This is a genomic window from Aeromonas sp. s2, from assembly GCF_040907935.1.
Lineage (GTDB): Bacteria > Pseudomonadota > Gammaproteobacteria > Enterobacterales > Aeromonadaceae > Aeromonas > Aeromonas dhakensis.
On sequence record NZ_JBFOCR010000010.1, the window covers coordinates 140,380 to 156,781 of the forward strand.

The 16,402-nt window shown below is 62.5% G+C and carries 18 protein-coding genes; 10 read left to right on the forward strand and 8 right to left on the reverse strand.

Going from position 1 to position 16,402, the window contains the following annotated elements; translation table 11 throughout:
* Positions 1–12: 12 nt before the first annotated feature.
* Both tapU and tapT read right to left on the reverse strand, forming a co-directional pair.
* Complete coding sequence (tapU, locus tag AB5Y81_RS09135) at positions 13–1,122, reverse strand: type IVa pilus ATPase TapU (RefSeq protein WP_010636179.1); 1,110 nt, start codon at positions 1,120–1,122, stop codon at positions 13–15.
* 28 nt (positions 1,123–1,150) lie between these two features.
* Positions 1,151–2,185 carry a type IVa pilus ATPase TapT gene (gene tapT / locus AB5Y81_RS09140; RefSeq protein ID WP_005305010.1) on the reverse strand — a complete coding sequence of 345 codons (1,035 nt, stop codon included), beginning with the start codon at positions 2,183–2,185 and terminating at the stop codon, positions 1,151–1,153.
* A 39-nt stretch (positions 2,186–2,224) separates the two neighbouring features.
* On the opposite strand from tapT, the gene AB5Y81_RS09145 reads away from it, so the two are divergent.
* Genes AB5Y81_RS09145 through AB5Y81_RS09165 form a run of 5 tightly spaced genes read left to right on the forward strand, consistent with a single transcriptional unit; the run spans position 2,225 to position 5,140 of the window.
* On the forward strand, positions 2,225–2,926 hold the full coding sequence (locus AB5Y81_RS09145) for a YggS family pyridoxal phosphate-dependent enzyme (protein WP_279462358.1): 702 nt from the start codon (positions 2,225–2,227) through the stop codon (positions 2,924–2,926).
* Positions 2,927–2,986: 60 nt separating this feature from the next.
* Entirely contained in the window at positions 2,987–3,811 is an 825-nt protein-coding gene (gene proC / locus AB5Y81_RS09150) for a pyrroline-5-carboxylate reductase (RefSeq protein WP_279485267.1), read from the forward strand.
* A 40-nt stretch (positions 3,812–3,851) separates the two neighbouring features.
* A complete protein-coding gene (locus AB5Y81_RS09155) occupies positions 3,852–4,403 on the forward strand; it encodes a YggT family protein (RefSeq protein WP_279485268.1) in 552 nt (183 codons plus the stop codon).
* Positions 4,403–4,702 (forward strand): DUF167 family protein YggU, encoded by a 300-nt coding sequence (gene yggU, locus AB5Y81_RS09160; RefSeq protein ID WP_005304998.1) that lies wholly within the window; start codon positions 4,403–4,405, stop codon positions 4,700–4,702. The genes AB5Y81_RS09155 and yggU overlap by 1 nt, the downstream gene beginning before the upstream one ends.
* Before the next feature lie 18 nt (positions 4,703–4,720).
* Positions 4,721–5,140: a DUF4426 domain-containing protein gene (locus AB5Y81_RS09165; protein WP_005304995.1), complete on the forward strand. Its 420-nt coding sequence runs from the start codon at positions 4,721–4,723 to the stop codon at positions 5,138–5,140.
* 63 nt (positions 5,141–5,203) lie between these two features.
* Here AB5Y81_RS09165 and AB5Y81_RS09170 read toward each other — a convergent pair whose 3' ends face one another.
* Positions 5,204–5,515: a hypothetical protein gene (locus AB5Y81_RS09170; RefSeq protein ID WP_279462357.1), complete on the reverse strand. Its 312-nt coding sequence runs from the start codon at positions 5,513–5,515 to the stop codon at positions 5,204–5,206.
* 120 nt (positions 5,516–5,635) lie between these two features.
* Complete coding sequence (locus AB5Y81_RS09175) at positions 5,636–7,240, reverse strand: ABC transporter substrate-binding protein (RefSeq protein ID WP_279485269.1); 1,605 nt, start codon at positions 7,238–7,240, stop codon at positions 5,636–5,638.
* Positions 7,241–7,412: 172 nt separating this feature from the next.
* Here AB5Y81_RS09175 and AB5Y81_RS09180 point away from each other — a divergent pair, with 172 nt between their 5' ends.
* Entirely contained in the window at positions 7,413–8,120 is a 708-nt protein-coding gene (locus AB5Y81_RS09180) for a ParB-like protein (protein ID WP_054543487.1), read from the forward strand.
* Between the two features lie 40 nt (positions 8,121–8,160).
* Here AB5Y81_RS09180 and AB5Y81_RS09185 read toward each other — a convergent pair whose 3' ends face one another.
* The gene (locus tag AB5Y81_RS09185) at positions 8,161–8,820 is read right to left on the reverse strand and encodes a CatB-related O-acetyltransferase (protein WP_195879701.1); all 660 of its coding nucleotides are present in this window, start codon (positions 8,818–8,820) and stop codon (positions 8,161–8,163) included.
* 290 nt (positions 8,821–9,110) lie between these two features.
* On the opposite strand from AB5Y81_RS09185, the gene AB5Y81_RS09190 reads away from it, so the two are divergent.
* Positions 9,111–9,539, forward strand: coding sequence for a DUF2753 family protein (locus AB5Y81_RS09190; protein ID WP_279485270.1), 429 nt, complete (start codon positions 9,111–9,113; stop codon positions 9,537–9,539).
* 3 nt (positions 9,540–9,542) lie between these two features.
* On the opposite strand, the gene AB5Y81_RS09195 is transcribed toward AB5Y81_RS09190, so the two are convergent.
* Complete coding sequence (locus tag AB5Y81_RS09195) at positions 9,543–10,292, reverse strand: enoyl-CoA hydratase-related protein (protein ID WP_043171424.1); 750 nt, start codon at positions 10,290–10,292, stop codon at positions 9,543–9,545.
* 89 nt (positions 10,293–10,381) lie between these two features.
* Here AB5Y81_RS09195 and AB5Y81_RS09200 point away from each other — a divergent pair, with 89 nt between their 5' ends.
* The 3 genes from AB5Y81_RS09200 to AB5Y81_RS09210 all read left to right on the forward strand — a co-directional run bounded on the left by AB5Y81_RS09200 (position 10,382) and on the right by AB5Y81_RS09210 (position 12,291).
* Positions 10,382–10,822 carry a copper chaperone PCu(A)C gene (locus AB5Y81_RS09200; RefSeq protein ID WP_010636187.1) on the forward strand — a complete coding sequence of 147 codons (441 nt, stop codon included), beginning with the start codon at positions 10,382–10,384 and terminating at the stop codon, positions 10,820–10,822.
* Positions 10,823–10,915: 93 nt separating this feature from the next.
* A complete protein-coding gene (locus tag AB5Y81_RS09205) occupies positions 10,916–11,545 on the forward strand; it encodes a TIGR04219 family outer membrane beta-barrel protein (protein ID WP_010636188.1) in 630 nt (209 codons plus the stop codon).
* A 65-nt stretch (positions 11,546–11,610) separates the two neighbouring features.
* Positions 11,611–12,291 (forward strand): SDR family oxidoreductase, encoded by a 681-nt coding sequence (locus AB5Y81_RS09210; protein ID WP_005304962.1) that lies wholly within the window; start codon positions 11,611–11,613, stop codon positions 12,289–12,291.
* 92 nt (positions 12,292–12,383) lie between these two features.
* Here AB5Y81_RS09210 and AB5Y81_RS09215 read toward each other — a convergent pair whose 3' ends face one another.
* Together AB5Y81_RS09215 and AB5Y81_RS09220 are read right to left on the reverse strand one after the other, a co-directional pair.
* Positions 12,384–14,108, reverse strand: coding sequence for a proline--tRNA ligase (locus AB5Y81_RS09215; RefSeq protein ID WP_017787582.1), 1,725 nt, complete (start codon positions 14,106–14,108; stop codon positions 12,384–12,386).
* Positions 14,109–14,243: 135 nt separating this feature from the next.
* On the reverse strand, positions 14,244–16,253 hold the full coding sequence (locus tag AB5Y81_RS09220) for a methyl-accepting chemotaxis protein (protein WP_279485271.1): 2,010 nt from the start codon (positions 16,251–16,253) through the stop codon (positions 14,244–14,246).
* Positions 16,254–16,402: the final 149 nt, after the last annotated feature.

Below are 16,402 nucleotides of genomic sequence, written 5' to 3' on the forward strand. Positions count from 1 at the left end.
GACGCACGCCCCTCATTCATCCAGGGTGACGTTGTCGAGTGTGCCTGAACCCAGCTGTTCTCGGCCCGACAGCTTGATCAGCAGTCGCAGGTCGTTGGCGGAGTCGGCATGGGCAAGGGCCTCACTGTAGCCAATTTGGCCGGCACAGAACAGGGCGAACAGCGCCTGATCGAAGGTCTGCATGCCGAGTTCGGTGGACTTGGTCATCACCTCCTTGAGCCGGTGCATCTCCCCCTTGCGGATGATGTCGGTGATGAGCGGGGTGTTGAGCAACACCTCGAAGGCGGCAAAACGACGCCGTCCATCCGGGCTGGGCAGCAGTTGCTGGGCCACGATGGCGCGCAGGTTGAAGGAGAGATCAAACAGGAACTGACGGTGTTTCTCCTGGGGCACCAGGTGCAGGATGCGATCCAGCGCCTGGTTGGCGTTGTTGGCGTGCAGGGTGGCGAGGCAGAGGTGACCGGTCTCGGCGAACTGCAGGGCAAACTCCATGGTCTCCTGGCTGCGGATTTCGCCGATCAGGATCACGTCCGGCGCCTGACGCAGTGAGCTCTTCAGCGCCACGTCGAACGACGCTGTGTCTATGCCCACCTCGCGCTGGGTGATCAGGCTGCGGCCGTGCTGATGCACGAACTCCACCGGATCTTCCACCGTCAGGATGTGGCCGTCCACATGCTGGTTGCGATAGCCGATCATGGCCGCCTGGGTGGTGGACTTGCCGGCGCCGGTGGCACCGACGAACAGCACAAGTCCGCGCTTGGCGAGGGCGATCTCCTGCAATATGGGGGGCAGTGCCAGCTCGTCGAAGGTGGGGATGCGGGTCTCGATGCGGCGCAGTACCATGCCGGGCAGCTCCTGCTGCCAGAAGGCGCTGACCCGAAAGCGGCCAAGCTCCTCGCGGTGGATGGCGTAGTTGGCCTCCTTGGTGCGCAGGTAGCGTTCGAAGTGCTCCGGGCTCAGGGTCTCCTTCACCAGTGCCAGTGCCCTTGCCTTGTCGAGTGGCGCTTCTGCCAGTGACTGCAGGTGGCCGTTGACCTTGAGGGTCGGCGGCGTGCCGACCGTGATGAACAGATCCGAGCCTTTGCGGGCGACCAGCTCGGTCAGCAGGGCATCCAGATTCATAACGACTCCTTCCCTAGATTCGTCGTGGTTAGATGGTGTTGGGATCGACCGCCTTAGCCTTGGCATCCAGCGCCGCCACCATGCCGCGGCTCACCAGCTGCTTGAGGCTCTGGTCCATGGTCTGCATGCCGTGGGTCATCCCGGTCTGGATCACCGAGTAGAGCTGGGCGATCTTGTCCTCCCGTATGAGGTTTCGCACGGCAGGAATACCCATCATGATCTCGTGGGCCGCTACCCGGCCGCCGCCGATGCGCTTGAGCAGGGTCTGGGAGATGACCGCCCGCAACGATTCGGAGAGCATGGAGCGCACCATGTCTTTTTCCGCACCGGGGAAGACGTCGATGATCCGGTCTATGGTTTTGGCCGCCGACGAGGTGTGCAGGGTGCCGAACACCAGGTGACCGGTCTCGGCCGCGGTCATGGCCAGACGAATGGTTTCCAGATCGCGCATCTCGCCCACCAGTATGATGTCCGGGTCTTCCCGCAGCGCCGAGCGCAGGGCGTTGCTGAAGCTCTTGGTGTCGCGGTGCACTTCCCGCTGGTTTACCAGGCAGCGTTTGTTTTCGTGCACGAATTCGATGGGATCCTCGATGGTGAGGATGTGGTGATGGAAGTTCTCGTTGATGTAGTTGACCATGGCCGCCAAGGTAGTGGACTTGCCCGAACCTGTCGGACCGGTCACCAGCACCAGGCCGCGCGGGTATTCGGCAATCTTGCGAAAGATCTCCGGGGCATCAAGATCTTCCAGGCTCAGCACTGTGCTGGGGATGGTCCGAAATACCGCGCCGGAGCCGCGCGCCTGCTGGAAGGCGTTGACCCGGAAGCGAGCGAGGTTCGGCACCTCGAACGAGAAGTCCACCTCGAAGTTCTCTTCCAGTTCCTTGCGCTGGTGGTCGTTCATGATGTCATAGATGAGGGCGTGTACTTCCCGGTGCTCCAGGGCGGGCAAATTGATCTTGCGAACCTCGCCATCAACCCTGATCATCGGGGGAACCCCGGCCGAGAGGTGTAGATCCGAGGCTTTATGTTTTACACTGAAAGCCAATAACTCTGTGATATCCATAGATTTGTCATTCTCCCATCACAAGATCACGAACGAAACATGAGCCAGATTGCCGAGCACCTGCTTCAGGTAAAGGAACGTATTGTACAAGCCGCCAGCCGGGCTGGCCGACGCGGCGATCACATCCAGCTGCTGGCGGTCAGCAAGACCAAACCGCTGGAGGCCGTTTGCGAGGCCTATGCCGCCGGTCAACGCCGCTTCGGCGAATCCTACGCCCAGGAAGCGGCCACCAAGATAGATACCCTGCGTGAGCAAGGGAGCTGTACAGACATAGAGTGGCACTTTATCGGTCCGCTGCAATCGAACAAGTCCAAGCTGGTGGCCGAGCGGTTCGACTGGGTACAGAGCGTGGACAGAGAGAAGCTGATCGAACGCCTCAACAACCAGCGCCCGACCGGGCTCGCGCCGCTAAATGTCTGTCTGCAAATCAATATTAGCGGAGAGAGCAGTAAATCCGGAACGTCGGAACAAGAGATTTTCCGTCTGGCCGAACTGATCTCCCGCTGCGAGCGGCTGCGGCTGCGCGGTCTGATGGCCATTCCGGAGCATACCAGCGACGAGGCGGTACTGGCTGCCCAGATGGTGCGCATGCAGACTCTGTTCACCGAGCTTGCGCGACAATACCCGGGCGTGGACACCCTCTCGATGGGGATGACCGAGGATCTCGAACTGGCGATCGGCCACGGCAGCACCATGGTGCGGGTCGGTACCGCCATCTTCGGTGCCCGCAACTATTCATGAGCAGGAGCCCGTGATGCGGTGCATGCGGGCTCTGCCTTTTTCAGATCACAGGAGTGTTTGATGCAGTACAGAACCCTCGCCTTTATCGGGGCAGGCAACATGAGCCGCAGCATCATTGCCGGTCTGGTCCAGGCGGGCTACCCGGCCGACCGGATCATTGCCGCCAACCCAAGCCGGCCCAAGCTGGATGCGCTGGCCGGCGACTACGGCATTCGCGTCACCCAGGACAACGCCGAGGCGGCCCGGGCGGCCGAAGTCATCGTGCTGGCGGTCAAGCCGCAGCTGATGGCGGCCATGCTGAGTGCGCTGGTGGCACAGCTGGGCACGCTGGAGGGCAAGCTGCTCATCTCCATCGCCGCCGGCATCAAGGTGGCACGGCTGGCCGAAATGGCGGGCGGCCACGGCCGGATCATCCGCACCATGCCGAACACCCCGTCTCTGCTGGGGCTGGGCATGACCGGGCTGTACGCCCCGCCAGGCATCGAGCAGGCCGATCGTGAGCTGGCCGAACAGATGATGCAGGCGGTGGGCAAAACTCTCTGGGTGGAGCAGGAGTCCGGTATCAACGGCGTCATCGCCGCAGCCGGCAGCGCGCCTGCCTACTTCTTCCTGTTCATGCAGGCCATCGCCGAGGAGGCCGAGGCCATGGGCTTCTCCCCCGAGCAGGCCCGCCTGCTGGTGCAGCAGACCGTCCTTGGCGCGGCTGCCATGGTCGAGCAGAATCCCGAGCTGTCGCTGCAGACCCTGCGCGAGCAGGTGACCAGCAAGGGTGGCACCACCGCCGAGGCGATCAAGACTTTCCAGCAGCAGGGGCTGATGCCGCTGACTGCACACGCCATGCAGGCGGCCGTTGCCCGGGCCGGCGAAATGGAAACCCTGTTCTGAACCCGATTTCCGTTACTCTCAGTTGCAACCTGGAGCCCAGATGAACACTGCTTACTTTCTGATTAACACGATTTTTGACCTCTATCTCATGGTGGTGCTGTTGCGCGTCTGGCTGCAGTGGGCCCGTGCCGACTTCTACAACCCCATGAGCCAGATGGTGGTCAAGCTGACCAATCCGCTGGTGGTGCCGCTGCGCCGGGTCATTCCCGGGCTGGGCGGGCTGGATCTGGCCTCGGTGCTGCTGGCGCTGCTGATCGCCTTCGCCAAGCTGGCGCTGCTCAAGAGCATGAACGTGCTGCTGGCCGACTGGCTCACCCTCAGCCTGTTTGCTGGGCTGACTGTGCTGAAGAAGGCCGGCTCCATGATCTTCTGGGTGCTGCTGATCCGCGCCATCTTGAGCTGGGTCAGCCAGGGTCGCAACCCCATCGAGTACGTGATGCACCAGCTGACCGAGCCCTTCCTGGCCCCCATCCGTCGCATTCTGCCGGCGCTGGGCGGGCTGGATCTCTCCGTGCTGGTCGCCTTTATCGGGCTGCAGGCCATAAACTATCTGTTGGGGGATCTGTTCGGCCAGCTGTGGTGGATGATTTGATGGCAGCCGTCCTGCGGGAAGGGGATGAGCTGGTATTGCATCTGATGATCCAGCCCAAGGCGAGTCGGGATCAGATCGTCGGATTGCACGGAGAAGAGTTGAAAGTAGCCATCACGGCGCCGCCGGTGGATGGTCAGGCCAACAGCCACTTGATCAAGTATCTGGCCAAGCAGTTCAAGGTGGCCAAGGGGCAGGTTCGCATCGTGCGGGGGGAGCTGGGACGGCACAAGACGGTCGCCATCGAGGCGCCCAGGCAGATCCCCGCCGAGGTCAGTGCCCTGCTGGACAATCAGGGTTAACACGAGAAGGATGACACCATGAAAACAGCCTGGATAAGCTGCCTGCTGGCACTGTTGCTGACCTTGCCCCTGCGGGCCGAGCAGATGAAGGAGCTGGGGCCCTGGCAGGTGCACTACAGCGCCTTCAACTCCAGCTTCCTCACCCCCGAGGTGGCCAAGGCCTATGGCCTGGAGCGCAGTCGCTACAACGGCATCGTCAACATCGCGGTGCAGAACAAGCAGGGGGTGGCCCAGGCGGTAGGGATCACCGGCGAGGCCAAGAACCTCACCGGCACCATCCGCAACCTGACCTTCCAGGAGGTCAAGGAGGGCAACGCCATCTACTATCTGGCGGTGCTGCCCTATCGCAACGAGGATACCTACCAGTTCACTCTGAAGATCATGGGGGAGGGGCAGCAGCAGACGCTGACCTTCCAGCAGACCTTCTACGTCGACTGATACCGGCAGCCGCCATGCCCTGAAAAAAAGCCCCGAACGCAGGTTCGGGGCTTTTTTATGACTTTATGACGGCGAGTCGATCGGCGGGGTGAAGTCGTGGATCTCCCCCAGTCGCGGGGTGAAACGAGGATCCTGATCCCGGTTGTGTTCCACCCACTCCATGGCCTGGCAGAAGCTCTCCCGCTTCGAGAACTCGCTGCGCACCTGGTCGATGGCCCGCTCCGCGCTGCGCCGTTCCATCTTGCTGGCCTTGCGGTCGCTGAACTGTTGCTGCTGGGCCAGCATCCATTCGGTGAAGGCCTGGCGGCACTGTGTTTCGCTGGCCGCCTGGGCGGGCAGGGTCAGCAGCAGAGAGATCATCAATACAAAACGCATAACAAACCGGTGATTGAGGGGGTGGTTGCCTGAAAGGGCGGCATTTTATGCCGAAAACTTGAGCATGAACAGGGGGCGATAACAGAAGATTGGGGCCGGCATGGCCGGCCCCGGGCAGGATCAGTGCTTGACCAGGTAGAGCTGGCGGCTGTAGGCCACGTCTTCCGGATTGTTGATGGGGTAGCCCTTGAGCCAGGGCTTTATCAGCCGGGCGTTGGTGTACTGATAGATGGGGGCGATCGGCGCCTCCTCCTGCAGTATGGCTTCTGCCTCATCGAACAGGCGAGCCCGTTCACGTTGATCCTGACTGTTGGCCGCCTTGGCCAGCAGGGCATCGTAGCCGGCGTTGGCGAAGCGGGCCATGTTGCCGCTGTGGTGGGAGCCCCACAGGCCGAGGAAGGCAGATGGATCGTTGTAATCGGCCACCCATGAGGAGCGGATCACCTCGAACTGGCCGCTCTGACGGCTGTCGAGATAGCTCTTCCACTCCTGGTTGGTGAGTTCGACCTGGGCTCCCAGCTTCTGCTTCCACAGGTTGGCGATGGCCAGCGCCATCTTCTTGTGCACCTCGGCCGTGTTGTAGAGCAGGGTCAGCTTGAGCGGGTTGGCCGGGCCGTAGCCCGCCTCCTTGAGCAGGGCTCTGGCCTTGTCGTCGAGGACCTGCTGGCTGCTGCTGGAGAGCAGGTTGGCCTTGGGCTCGAAGCCGGCGACCACGTCCGGGGTGAAGTGATAGGCCGGTTTCTCACCCGTACCCAGGATCTTGTTGGCGATGAGGCCCCGATCGATGGTGTAGGAGAGCGCCTTGCGCACCCGCACATCGTTGAGAGGGGCGCGCTGGGTGTTGAAGGCGTAGTAGTAGGTGCCGAGCTGATCCGGGGTATAGACCTCGCCCGGGATCTGCTGCATCAGCTTGTGATACTGCTCCTTGGGGAAGGACTCGGTGATGTGCAGGTCACCGGCCAGATAGCGGTTGGTGGCCGCACTCTCCTGGTTGATGGGCACGAAGGTGACCCTGGTCAGCACGGTATGGGCGCGATCCCAGTAGTAGGGGTTGGGGGTCAGCTCCAGCTTCTCGTTCACCACCCGGTGACTCAGCACGAAGGCGCCGTTGCCGACCAGCTTGCCGGGCTGGGTCCACTGGTTGCCGTATTGCTCCATGCTGGCGCGATGCAGCGGCGACAGGCTGGGGTGGGTCAGCAGGCTCAGGAAGTAGGGCACCGGCTGGGAGAGGGTCACCTGCAGGGTATGCTGGTCGAGGGCCTTCACGCCGAGTTCCTCGGGGGGCAGCTTGCCGGCCACTATGTCGTCCACCTTGTCGAAGCGGGTCAGCTGGGCGAACCAGGCAAAGGTGGCGGCCTCTTTGGGATCGACCAGTTTACGCCAGCCGTAGACGAAGTCGGCGGCCTGTACGGGATCGCCGTTCGACCAGCGGGCGTCCGGGCGCAGATGGAAGGTGAAGCGCTGATTGCCCTGGTTGTCCCAGCTGGCGGCCACCCCGGGCAGTACCTTGCCGTCCGGCCCCTGGGTCAGCAGCCCCTCGTAGAGATCCCGCAGCACCTGCAGTTCGGGCAGGCCGACCAGCTTGAGCGGACTCAGGCTCGCCGGCTCGTCTTTGAGATGACGAACGACGGCCTGCTCGGCGGCGAGCTGGGTGCCGGGCGGAACATCGGCAGCCTGGACACAGGCACTGCCCAGCAGGGCCAGCAGGAGACTCCATCCTTTCATGGTTAATCCTTCAAATAGTGTGAAGCGGGGAGAAAACTCGGCGATAAGTGGTCGCCGACAGACGGGAAATCATGATATCCCGTTTGCTGGTCAGACCGCCAGTATGAGTCCCTTGGATGAGGGGACTCCCCGGCATCTTATTTGACCCGCCATTTGGGCAGAGGAGTGAGCAATGAGAACATGGATCCTGTTGGCCCTGGCCATCAGTCAGGGGGCCTGGGCGCTGGCGCCGTGCGAGCGGCAGAGCCAGGTCGGCAGCTGGTGCGAGGCAAACATCGCCGCGCTGCACCCCACCCAGGGGGGCGTGGGCCAGATCCAGGTCGACAACACCCAGGCCGAGCTGGCGGGCAAGAGCGCAAAACAGCTCGACAAGGTGATGAAAAAGAAAGAGATCCCCATCGTCATCGCACCCGATGGCGGCTACTGGCTGGTGGACAGACACCATCTGACCAAGGCGCTGTGGCAACTCGGGGTGAAGCAGGTTCGGGTCAAGGTGATCGCCAGGCTGCAGGACAAGGCCAGCTTCTGGAGCCAGATGCAGGGCAATCATTGGGCCTGGCTCAAGGACGAGCAGGGTCGGCCCCTCACGCCGGAACAGTTGCCGAGCCGCATCGACCTGCTACCCGACTACCCCTATCGCACCCTGGCCGGGTTGCTGCAGGATGCGGGCTATTTCGACAAGCGGGAGCAGGTCTACTTTGTCGAGTTCGCCTGGGCCAGCTGGCTTGGCCGGCAGATGGACTGGCTGCCGATCGACAGTGCCAACCTGGCGGATCGCCTCTATCAGGCCAAGCGGCTGGCGTGCAGCAACAAGGCGGCCGATCTGCCCGGCTACCCCGGCAAGCAGTGCCGGGTCAATCAGCCCGATAGCGGCAACTGAGCGACAGGATGAAAGCGGGGGGCCATGGCCCCCCGCTGCATCATGATCGGGTCTCGCCCCAGCGGGCGGCAGCCTGTTCCAGCAGGGCCACCTCGCCTTGCTGGATCAGTGGCAGCAGGGCCTGCACTTGTTCATCTGGCCACTCCCACCAGGCCAGCGCCTGCAAACGGGCAATCTCGTCCTCATCAAAGCGCATCTTGATAACCTTGGCCGGCGTACCGGCCACCATGGCATAGGGCGGTACATCCTGGTTGACCAGGGCACGTGCCGCTATGATGGCGCCGTCGCCGATGGTGATCCCCGGCATGATCATGGCGTCCATGCCGAGCCAGACATCGTTGCCGATGCGGGTGTCGCCGGCCGGGCGGTAGCTGCGCTGGAGCGCCTCTACATCTGAAAACGGATAGGTGCTGATGAAGGCCGTGTTGTGGGTCTGGTTGCCCCCCATGATGATCTTCACCCCGGCGGCTATTTGCACATAGTCGCCGATGTGAAGCTGATCGATGTGCCAGAGCGGCTCCCAGCCAGTCTCCGGGCTGCGGCTGAAACGGTCGCCGTGCAGATAGCGCACGGCATGCTCTTCAAAGGGGCCGTCCCAGGCGCCGGAGTAGTAGCTGTGCCGTCCCTTGAGATGGATGTTGGGGTTGCTCACCGTCAGATGCAGGTATTCGACCTGCGACCAGTGTTGGCAGGGTTTCATGGCTGTTTCCTCGTTCAAATGGATAGGGGTGGATGACGCGAGGAGTGCAGCTAATAGATCCAGACCAGCAGGCGGGGCACGCACAGGGTCGAGCAGCCCAGCGCCTGGGGTAAACGGGGTCGCAGCATGGGAAGAGGGATCCTGAAAGATGAGTTCCCATGGTAAGCCATGCCGGGGCGGGAGCCAAGCCGTGCACCGCCAGTTGGTCAAAACCTGCACAAAATGTCGGGTTGATATTCATTCTCAACTGGGCATGATAAAAGTCCCACCCATCAACCTGGGAGATCGGCATGACCCATAAAATCTGGCAGCGTTACATGCTGGAGGCTGAAAATGCGCTGGGCGCCGGCGCGCTCGGCACCGCCATCTGCCTCTATCAACAGGCCCTCGCCGAGGTGTATGAACTGAGTGACGGCGATCTGGATGAACTGGCCAGCATGCGGGTGGCGACCTGCCACCGGCTGGCCGATTTCTGGCGCGCCATGGAGGAGCCGGCCTACGAGCTGCGCTACCTCAAGCTGGCCTCCGAGCTGGTCACTGCGCTGGTGCCCCAGTGTCCGAACCGGGAGTGTGAATCCCTCATCAGTGAACTGGGCTGCTGCCGGGCGGCGCTGCTCTCTTTCCTCAAGCGTCACCCCAATCCAGACATCGCCCGCCTGATCCAGTTGCAGGACCAGGTGCAGGGCTGCGAGCTGATCGGCCGTTTTCGCCTCAACTGAGGATCATTTACGGCCCTTGAGGCGCTGGGCGATCCGCATCTGCGCCTCTTCCCCCTGCAGGGCGAGGGAGAAGGCGCGCGCCTCCAGATCGATGACGAAGTGCACCGCCTGCCTGAGCTCCTGTTTGAGCAGCGCCTTGCTCTTTTGCAGCGCCCCGGGCGCCTTGGCCGCCAGCTTCAGACCCTGCTCCCTGGCAAAGGGGAGCAGGGCTTCGGCCGTCAGCACCCGGTTGGCGAGCCCGAGCCGCAGCGCCTCGTCGGCATCGATGGCTTCGGCCAGCAGCAACAGCTCCGCTGCCTTCAGGTGACCCACGCTGCGCGGCAGCAGCAGGCTGGAGGCAAACTCCGGCACCAGCCCCAGCTCGACGAAGGGCAGTTGCAGACGGGCATTGTCGGCCAGATAGACCAGATCGCAGTGCAGCAGCAGGGTAGTGCCGATGCCGACCGCTGCGCCGCCGACCGCGGCGATCACCGGTTTGGGGAAGTCGGCCAGGGTGTGCAGAAATTGCAGGATGGGGTCGTCGGGATCCAGTCCCGTCTTGCCCATGAAGTCGGCCAGATCATTGCCGGCGGTGAAGCAGTCTGGCTGTCCCTGAATGAGCAGGGCATGGATGGCGTCATCCGCCGTCGCTTGCCGCAATGCCTCGGTGAGCGCACGATACATGGCGGTATTGAGGGCGTTGCGCTTGTCGGGGCGATTGAGGGTTAAGGTGAGCAAGCCATCCTGCTGCTCGGCAATGATAATGGGGTCCATGTCTAAATCCTTGTTATTGCTGGCTGTCAAAGGCTTACCGCTGCGGTAAGCTTTGTTGCGTTTAACAACATCATAAAAGGATTTCAACCATGTTTAAACGTGCGTTCTATTCCCTGCTGGCCCTGGGACTGGCCGCTCCCGCCCTGGCCAAGGTCGAGGCCGTCGACGGTTATGTGCGCCTGCTGCCGCCGGGCTCGCCCAACACCGCCGCCTTCCTGGTGCTGAAGAATGATGCAGACCAGCCGGTCAAGCTGGTGGCCGCCGCCTCGCCCGAGGTGGGCCGCGCCGAGTTGCACACCCATCTGCACGAGAACGGCGTGATGAGGATGCGCCAGGTCGAGAGCATAGAGGTGCCGGCCAAGGGGGAAGTGGCGCTCAAGCCCGGCAGCTTCCACATCATGCTGTTCGAGGTGCGCGAGCTCTCCCAGGGCACCCCTTTCCCGCTGACGCTGACCATGGATGATGGCCAGCAGCTGGAGCTGAGCCTGCCGGTGAAGCCGGTTGAACCCATGGCGGGCATGCAGCACTGACATTAATGGACGCTTGTTCAGCTTTTTACACTGTGTATTCCCGTCGCTCTGGGTAAAATGATGGCCTTTCCAGTCCAACAAGAGAGTAACGTGATGAAGAAGACCTTGATTGCCGGTTGTGTGCTGGCCCTGTTCAGCCAGGCTGCCATGGCTGCCGATGACTGGCGTTTTGCCGCCGGTGCCGATGTATGGAATGCTCAGGGCAGCGGCCAGATCAACGGTGTCGGGGCCAACGGCAGCTACGACGAGAACTACAACTGGAGCGGCTACCTGCAACTGGAGCACGGCATCATCCTGCTGCCCAACGCCAAGTTCGAGATCTCCGATTTCGGCACCAGCGGCGGCGCCCTCAACAACGATCTGATGGCCTATGACCTGAGCCTCTACTATCGCCTGTTCAACAACGATCTGTTCCAGATCGACCTGGGTCTGACCGGTCGTCGCTACGATGGCGATTTTAACACCCAGCACTACTCCTATGACAAGGACGTGCTGATGGCCTACACCGGCGCCGAACTGCGCATCCCGGGTACCGGCTTTGCCGCCTTCGGCGATGCCCGCGTGCAGGATGCCGACAACTACGACTACCGTCTGGGTGGCTCCTACAAGTTCGCGACCGTACCGCTCAAGGTGCGTGCCGGCTGGCGTGATGCGAGCATGGACTTCGATCGCGTTGACCAGCGGGTAGACGGCTGGTTCATCGGCGGCGAATTCACCTTCTAAATACTGGCAATCTCTGGTGACGATGCCCTCATCATCCCGATGGCGGCATCCGGCGAGGAACGAACATGGGTCATATCATAGTGACGGGGGCGGGATCCGGCTTGGGCCGCGCCTTGACCATAGGTCTGGTTGAACGGGGCCATCAGGTTTCCATGATGGGGCGTCGTTATCAGAAGCTGCAGGAGCAGGAAGCCTTGCTCGGCAAGGCGGTGATCGGCATTGCCGCCGATCTGGCGCACCATGAGGAAGTGGATGTCGCCTTTGCCGCCGCGGTGGAGTGGGGCGGCCTGCCCGAGCTGGTGCTGCATTGCGCCGGCGTGGGCGAGTTCGGCCCGGTCGGCGTCTATACCGCCGAGCAGATCCGCCGGGTGGTGGAGAGCAATCTCATCTCCACCATTCTGGTGGCCCAGCAGACGGTGCGCCTCATCGGCGACAAGGGCGGGGTGCTGGCCAATGTGCTCTCTTCCGCCGCCCAGGTGGGCAAGGCCAACGAGAGTCTCTACTGCGCCTCCAAATGGGGGATGCGCGGCTTTCTCGAATCCTTGCGGGCCGAGCTGAAGGGCTCGCCGCTGCGGCTGGTGAACCTCTATCCGAGCGGGATCCGCAGTGAATTCTGGGACAACTCGGATCACGTGGACAGCAGCGGCTTCATGACCCCGGAAGATGCCGCCGCCTACATGCTGGATGCACTGGAAGCCAGAAGCAGCTGCCACGTGACCGATCTCTTTATCGGTCGCAATCCCTGACAAAAGGCCGCCGTCATCCGGTTGCCATCGTCAGAATACAGAAACAAAAAGCGCGCCATCGGCGCGCTTTTTTATACCTGCAAGGGGCGGGATTAACGGCCCAGCTTGGCCTTGAGCATGGCGACGATGTCGCTGATGGCCACTTCCTGCTTCTCGCCGGTGCGGCGGCACTTGTACTCCACCACGCCGTTGTCCATGCCGCGCTCGCCGATGACGATGCCGTGCGGCACGCCCAGCAGCTCCATGTCGGCGAACATCACGCCCGGACGCTCTTTACGGTCGTCGAACAGCACGTCGACACCGGCGGCCTTCAGCTCGGCGTAGAACTGCTCGGCCAGCTCGGCGACGCGCACGGACTTGTGCATGTTCATCGGTACGATGGCCACTTCGAACGGGGCGATGGCGTCCGGCCAGATGATGCCGTACTGGTCGTTGTTCTGCTCGATGGCGGCAGCCACCAGGCGGGAAACCCCGATGCCGTAGCAACCCATCTCCATGGTGACGGACTTGCCGCCTTCGTTCAGCACGCTCGCCTTCATGGCTTCGGAGTACTTGGTACCCAGCTGGAAGATGTGGCCCACTTCGATGCCGCGTTTGAGCAGCAGCTTGCCCTGGCCGCACGGGCTCGGGTCGCCTTCCACCACGTTGCGCAGGTCGGCAACTTCATAGGTGGTGATGTCGCGATCCCAGTTGGCACCGGTCAGGTGGAAGCCGGTCTCGTTGGCGCCACAGACGAAGTCAGCCAGGTGGGCGGCGCTGCGATCGGCGATGATGCGACCGGCAAAGCCGACCGGGCCGATAGAGCCAGCATCACAGCCGGCGGCTGCCTTGATCTGCTCGTCATTGGCGAAGGTCAGCGGGTTGGCGACACCCGGCAGCTTCTCGGCCTTGATTTCGTTCAGCTCGTGGTCGCCACGCAGCACCAGCGCGATGACGGCCTGGTTGCCGTGCTCGTCCGCTTCACCCAGCACCAGCAGGGTCTTGGCGACGGTGCTCGGGGCCACGCTCAGGAAGGCGGCCACTTCATCGATGGTGTGGACGTTCGGGGTCGCAACCTTGGTCAGGGCTGCGGTGGCAGCGGCGCGCTCGCCAGCCGGCGCCAGCGCCTCGGCCATCTCGATGTTGGCGGCGTAATCGGAGCTGTCGGAGAAGGCGATCAGGTCTTCACCGCTCTCGGCCAGCACCTGGAATTCGTGGGAGCCGGTACCACCGATGGAGCCGGTATCGGCCTGCACCGGACGGAAGTTCAGACCCATGCGGGTGAACGCCTTGCAGTAGGCGGCGTGCATCTTCTCGTAGGTATCGACCAGGGAGGCCTTGTCGATGTGGAAGGAGTAGGCGTCCTTCATCAGGAACTCGCGGCCACGCATCACGCCGAAACGGGGACGAACTTCGTCGCGGAACTTGGTCTGGATCTGGTACAGATTCAGCGGCAACTGCTTGTAGCTGTTCACTTCGTAACGGATCAGCGCGGTGATCACCTCTTCGTGGGTCGGGCCCAGTACGAAGGGACGGTTGTGACGGTCGGTCAGACGGCACAGCTCGGGACCGTAGTCATCCCAGCGGCCGGACTCCTGCCACAGCTCGGCGGGCTGAACCACCGGCATGGAGACCTCGATGGCACCAGCATTGTTCATCTCTTCGCGAACAATGTTCTCGATTTTTTTCAGAACCCGCAGACCGGACGGCAGCCAGGCATACATGCCGGAGGCCAGTTTGCGGATCATGCCGGCGCGCAGCATCAGCTGATGGCTGATGATCTCGGCGTCGGACGGGGTTTCCTTGAGAGTGGAAAGCAGATATTGGCTGGTACGCATCGCGGTAGACCTTAGCTAAGACGGGCGGCGGGGCCCTGGATAATTTCAAGAGCGGAATTTTAACAGGACGGGCCCTGCGGCCCAAGGGCTAAATTCGTACGATGGGAGAAAGCGGGGGCATCGCCCCCGCTGCGGTCAGACCCGAAATTGCGACAGCAACCGCTGTTGCAGCAGGCTGGCCTGATGGAGAGAGGAGGCCAGTTGCAGACACTCCTGCGCCTCCTGCTCGCCAGTCTGGGCCTGCTGGCTGATGCCGGAGACCTTGTCCGAGGTGTGGCTCAGGGTATGGGAGAGCTGGCCGGTGGCATCCGCCACCTGCTGTACCATGTCCGCCAGGTGGTCGATGGCGCCCTCCACCTTGAACAGGATCTGCTTGGTGTTGTCGGAATCCGCCATGTCCGACTCCACCGTCTTCAGGTTGCGCTGCATCATCAGGTAGGCGGTTTCGGTCTGCTGCTGGATGCTGTTGATCACCTCGTTGATCTCGGCGCTGGAGGAGGCGGTGCGATTGGCCAGGGTGCGCACTTCGTCGGCCACCACCGCAAAGCCGCGGCCCATCTCGCCGGCCCGGGCGGCCTCGATGGCGGCGTTGAGCGCCAGCAGATTGGTCTGCTCGGAAATGCCGCTGATGGTGGAGATGATCTGGCCTATCTGGCTGGCCTGCTCCTTGAGGGCGTTGATGGCGGTGGCGCATTCGCCCACCTCCATCACCACCCGCTGCATGCCCGCGCTGGCGGAGGAGACATACTGACTGCTCTCGGTGGTGAGCTGGCGCACCTCGTTGGCATTTTGCGCCGCCAGGCTGCAGTTGTCCGAGATGGTGGTGGCCACCTGCACCATCTGCTCGCTGTCATGGTGCAGCGCCTGGGCATGTTCGGCCGTCTGGCGGCTGCTCTGGCTGATGGCCTGAACCCGGTTGACCGAGGTGTGCACGTGCTCGCTGATGTGCTGGTTGTTGTCCATGGTGGAGCTGATCATCTTCTGCAGCTTCTCGATGAAGCGATCCACGCTGCCGGCCAGCGAGCCGATTTCGTCGTCACGCCTGAGGTTGATGCGGGCGTTGAGATCCCCTTCACCGGCTGCGATGTCCTGCATGCGCCGATTGACCTGCAGCAGGGGCCGCACGATGGCGCGCACCAGCCAGAAGCCGCACAGGGTCACGATCAGCAGGCTGAACAGCAGGCCGCCCAGGATCAGACTCTTGGTATGGTTGATGATGGTGTTGAGCTGACCAACCTGATCCTCGACCGTGGCATCGCCCTTTGCCTCCACGTCGACCAGCAATTTCTTGAGCTGATCGGCGCTGCGCTCATAGCTGGTCAGCTGGCGTTGATATTCGCCAAGGGCTGCCATCCACTGCACCATCAATTGCTGAACCTCGGTTTCCAGCGCCCGATACTGGGTTGCCAGCGACTGGCCGGCAAACTCCCCCTCCGCGGGCACATCAAACAGTCCGCTGGCCAGCATGGCGTCGACCGCCTCCCGGTAGAAGCGGGTCGCCTCCTCCATCTCGTTCTGGATGGCGGGGGTGAGCCCTTCGCTCTGCATCTTCTCCAGCGCATAGAGCTGACGCAGGAAGCCTATATTGGCCTCCATGCCGCCATCGGCCGCGTGCCAGCGGGTTGCCAGGCCGCCATTCCAGCTGATGGCCTGATCCGGTGACTGGGTGAGGCTCTCGACCGCGCCATCACCCACCACCTCGAGCTGGGTCGAGAGGCGGGACATGCGTTCAGAGCTGGCGCGCAGCGCCTGATCGAGGCGGGTAAACGTCTGGTAGAGCGCCAGCAGCTGTTCCTGCTGCTGCTGGTAGACCTGATGCTGCTGGTTCATGGTGTTGATGGCGGCGTCATCGATGAGCCGGCCTTCGCCCACCCGGCGCATGGCGTCGGTGGTGGCGGTTCTGGCCTGCTGCAGCTCCTGCTCGTCGAGGGACATGCCTCTGAGCATCTTCTGGATGTAGAGCGACTGGTTGCCGAGCTCGATGGAGCCCTCCATGGCGCCGTCTGCAGTCTGCCAGGCGGCACCCAGCACATAGGAGAGCAGATCCGCCAGCCGCTGGCTGCCATACCAGCCGACGACGCCCATGCCCAGCGTGCAGCTGAGCAGAATGGCCAGCCCCAGGTTCGATGTGGTGACGATTTTCATGATTAAGGACCTTCCTTGGCTCCAAACAAACCCAATTTAGTGTTTTATCAGTGGCAACAAAATGCCATGCCAGATGGAAAATAAAGTTGTTGCCCGGCTCGGATCCAAGCATGGCTTGGAACGCGCGAGTGTGCTGAAAATCCGCTGCG

Bases quoted from the DNA above. Each gene is read 5' to 3' on its own strand.
- tapU (WP_010636179.1), bottom strand. From the start codon at position 1,122: ATGAATCTGGATGCCCTGCTGACCGAGCTGGTCGCCCGCAAAGGCTCG.
- tapT (WP_005305010.1), bottom strand. From the start codon at position 2,185: ATGGATATCACAGAGTTATTGGCTTTCAGTGTAAAACATAAAGCCTCG.
- AB5Y81_RS09145 (WP_279462358.1), top strand. From the start codon at position 2,225: ATGAGCCAGATTGCCGAGCACCTGCTTCAGGTAAAGGAACGTATTGTA.
- proC (WP_279485267.1), top strand. From the start codon at position 2,987: ATGCAGTACAGAACCCTCGCCTTTATCGGGGCAGGCAACATGAGCCGC.
- AB5Y81_RS09155 (WP_279485268.1), top strand. From the start codon at position 3,852: ATGAACACTGCTTACTTTCTGATTAACACGATTTTTGACCTCTATCTC.
- yggU (WP_005304998.1), top strand. From the start codon at position 4,403: ATGGCAGCCGTCCTGCGGGAAGGGGATGAGCTGGTATTGCATCTGATG.
- AB5Y81_RS09165 (WP_005304995.1), top strand. From the start codon at position 4,721: ATGAAAACAGCCTGGATAAGCTGCCTGCTGGCACTGTTGCTGACCTTG.
- AB5Y81_RS09170 (WP_279462357.1), bottom strand. From the start codon at position 5,515: ATGCGTTTTGTATTGATGATCTCTCTGCTGCTGACCCTGCCCGCCCAG.
- AB5Y81_RS09175 (WP_279485269.1), bottom strand. From the start codon at position 7,240: ATGAAAGGATGGAGTCTCCTGCTGGCCCTGCTGGGCAGTGCCTGTGTC.
- AB5Y81_RS09180 (WP_054543487.1), top strand. From the start codon at position 7,413: ATGAGAACATGGATCCTGTTGGCCCTGGCCATCAGTCAGGGGGCCTGG.
- AB5Y81_RS09185 (WP_195879701.1), bottom strand. From the start codon at position 8,820: ATGAAACCCTGCCAACACTGGTCGCAGGTCGAATACCTGCATCTGACG.
- AB5Y81_RS09190 (WP_279485270.1), top strand. From the start codon at position 9,111: ATGACCCATAAAATCTGGCAGCGTTACATGCTGGAGGCTGAAAATGCG.
- AB5Y81_RS09195 (WP_043171424.1), bottom strand. From the start codon at position 10,292: ATGGACCCCATTATCATTGCCGAGCAGCAGGATGGCTTGCTCACCTTA.
- AB5Y81_RS09200 (WP_010636187.1), top strand. From the start codon at position 10,382: ATGTTTAAACGTGCGTTCTATTCCCTGCTGGCCCTGGGACTGGCCGCT.
- AB5Y81_RS09205 (WP_010636188.1), top strand. From the start codon at position 10,916: ATGAAGAAGACCTTGATTGCCGGTTGTGTGCTGGCCCTGTTCAGCCAG.
- AB5Y81_RS09210 (WP_005304962.1), top strand. From the start codon at position 11,611: ATGGGTCATATCATAGTGACGGGGGCGGGATCCGGCTTGGGCCGCGCC.
- AB5Y81_RS09215 (WP_017787582.1), bottom strand. From the start codon at position 14,108: ATGCGTACCAGCCAATATCTGCTTTCCACTCTCAAGGAAACCCCGTCC.
- AB5Y81_RS09220 (WP_279485271.1), bottom strand. From the start codon at position 16,253: ATGAAAATCGTCACCACATCGAACCTGGGGCTGGCCATTCTGCTCAGC.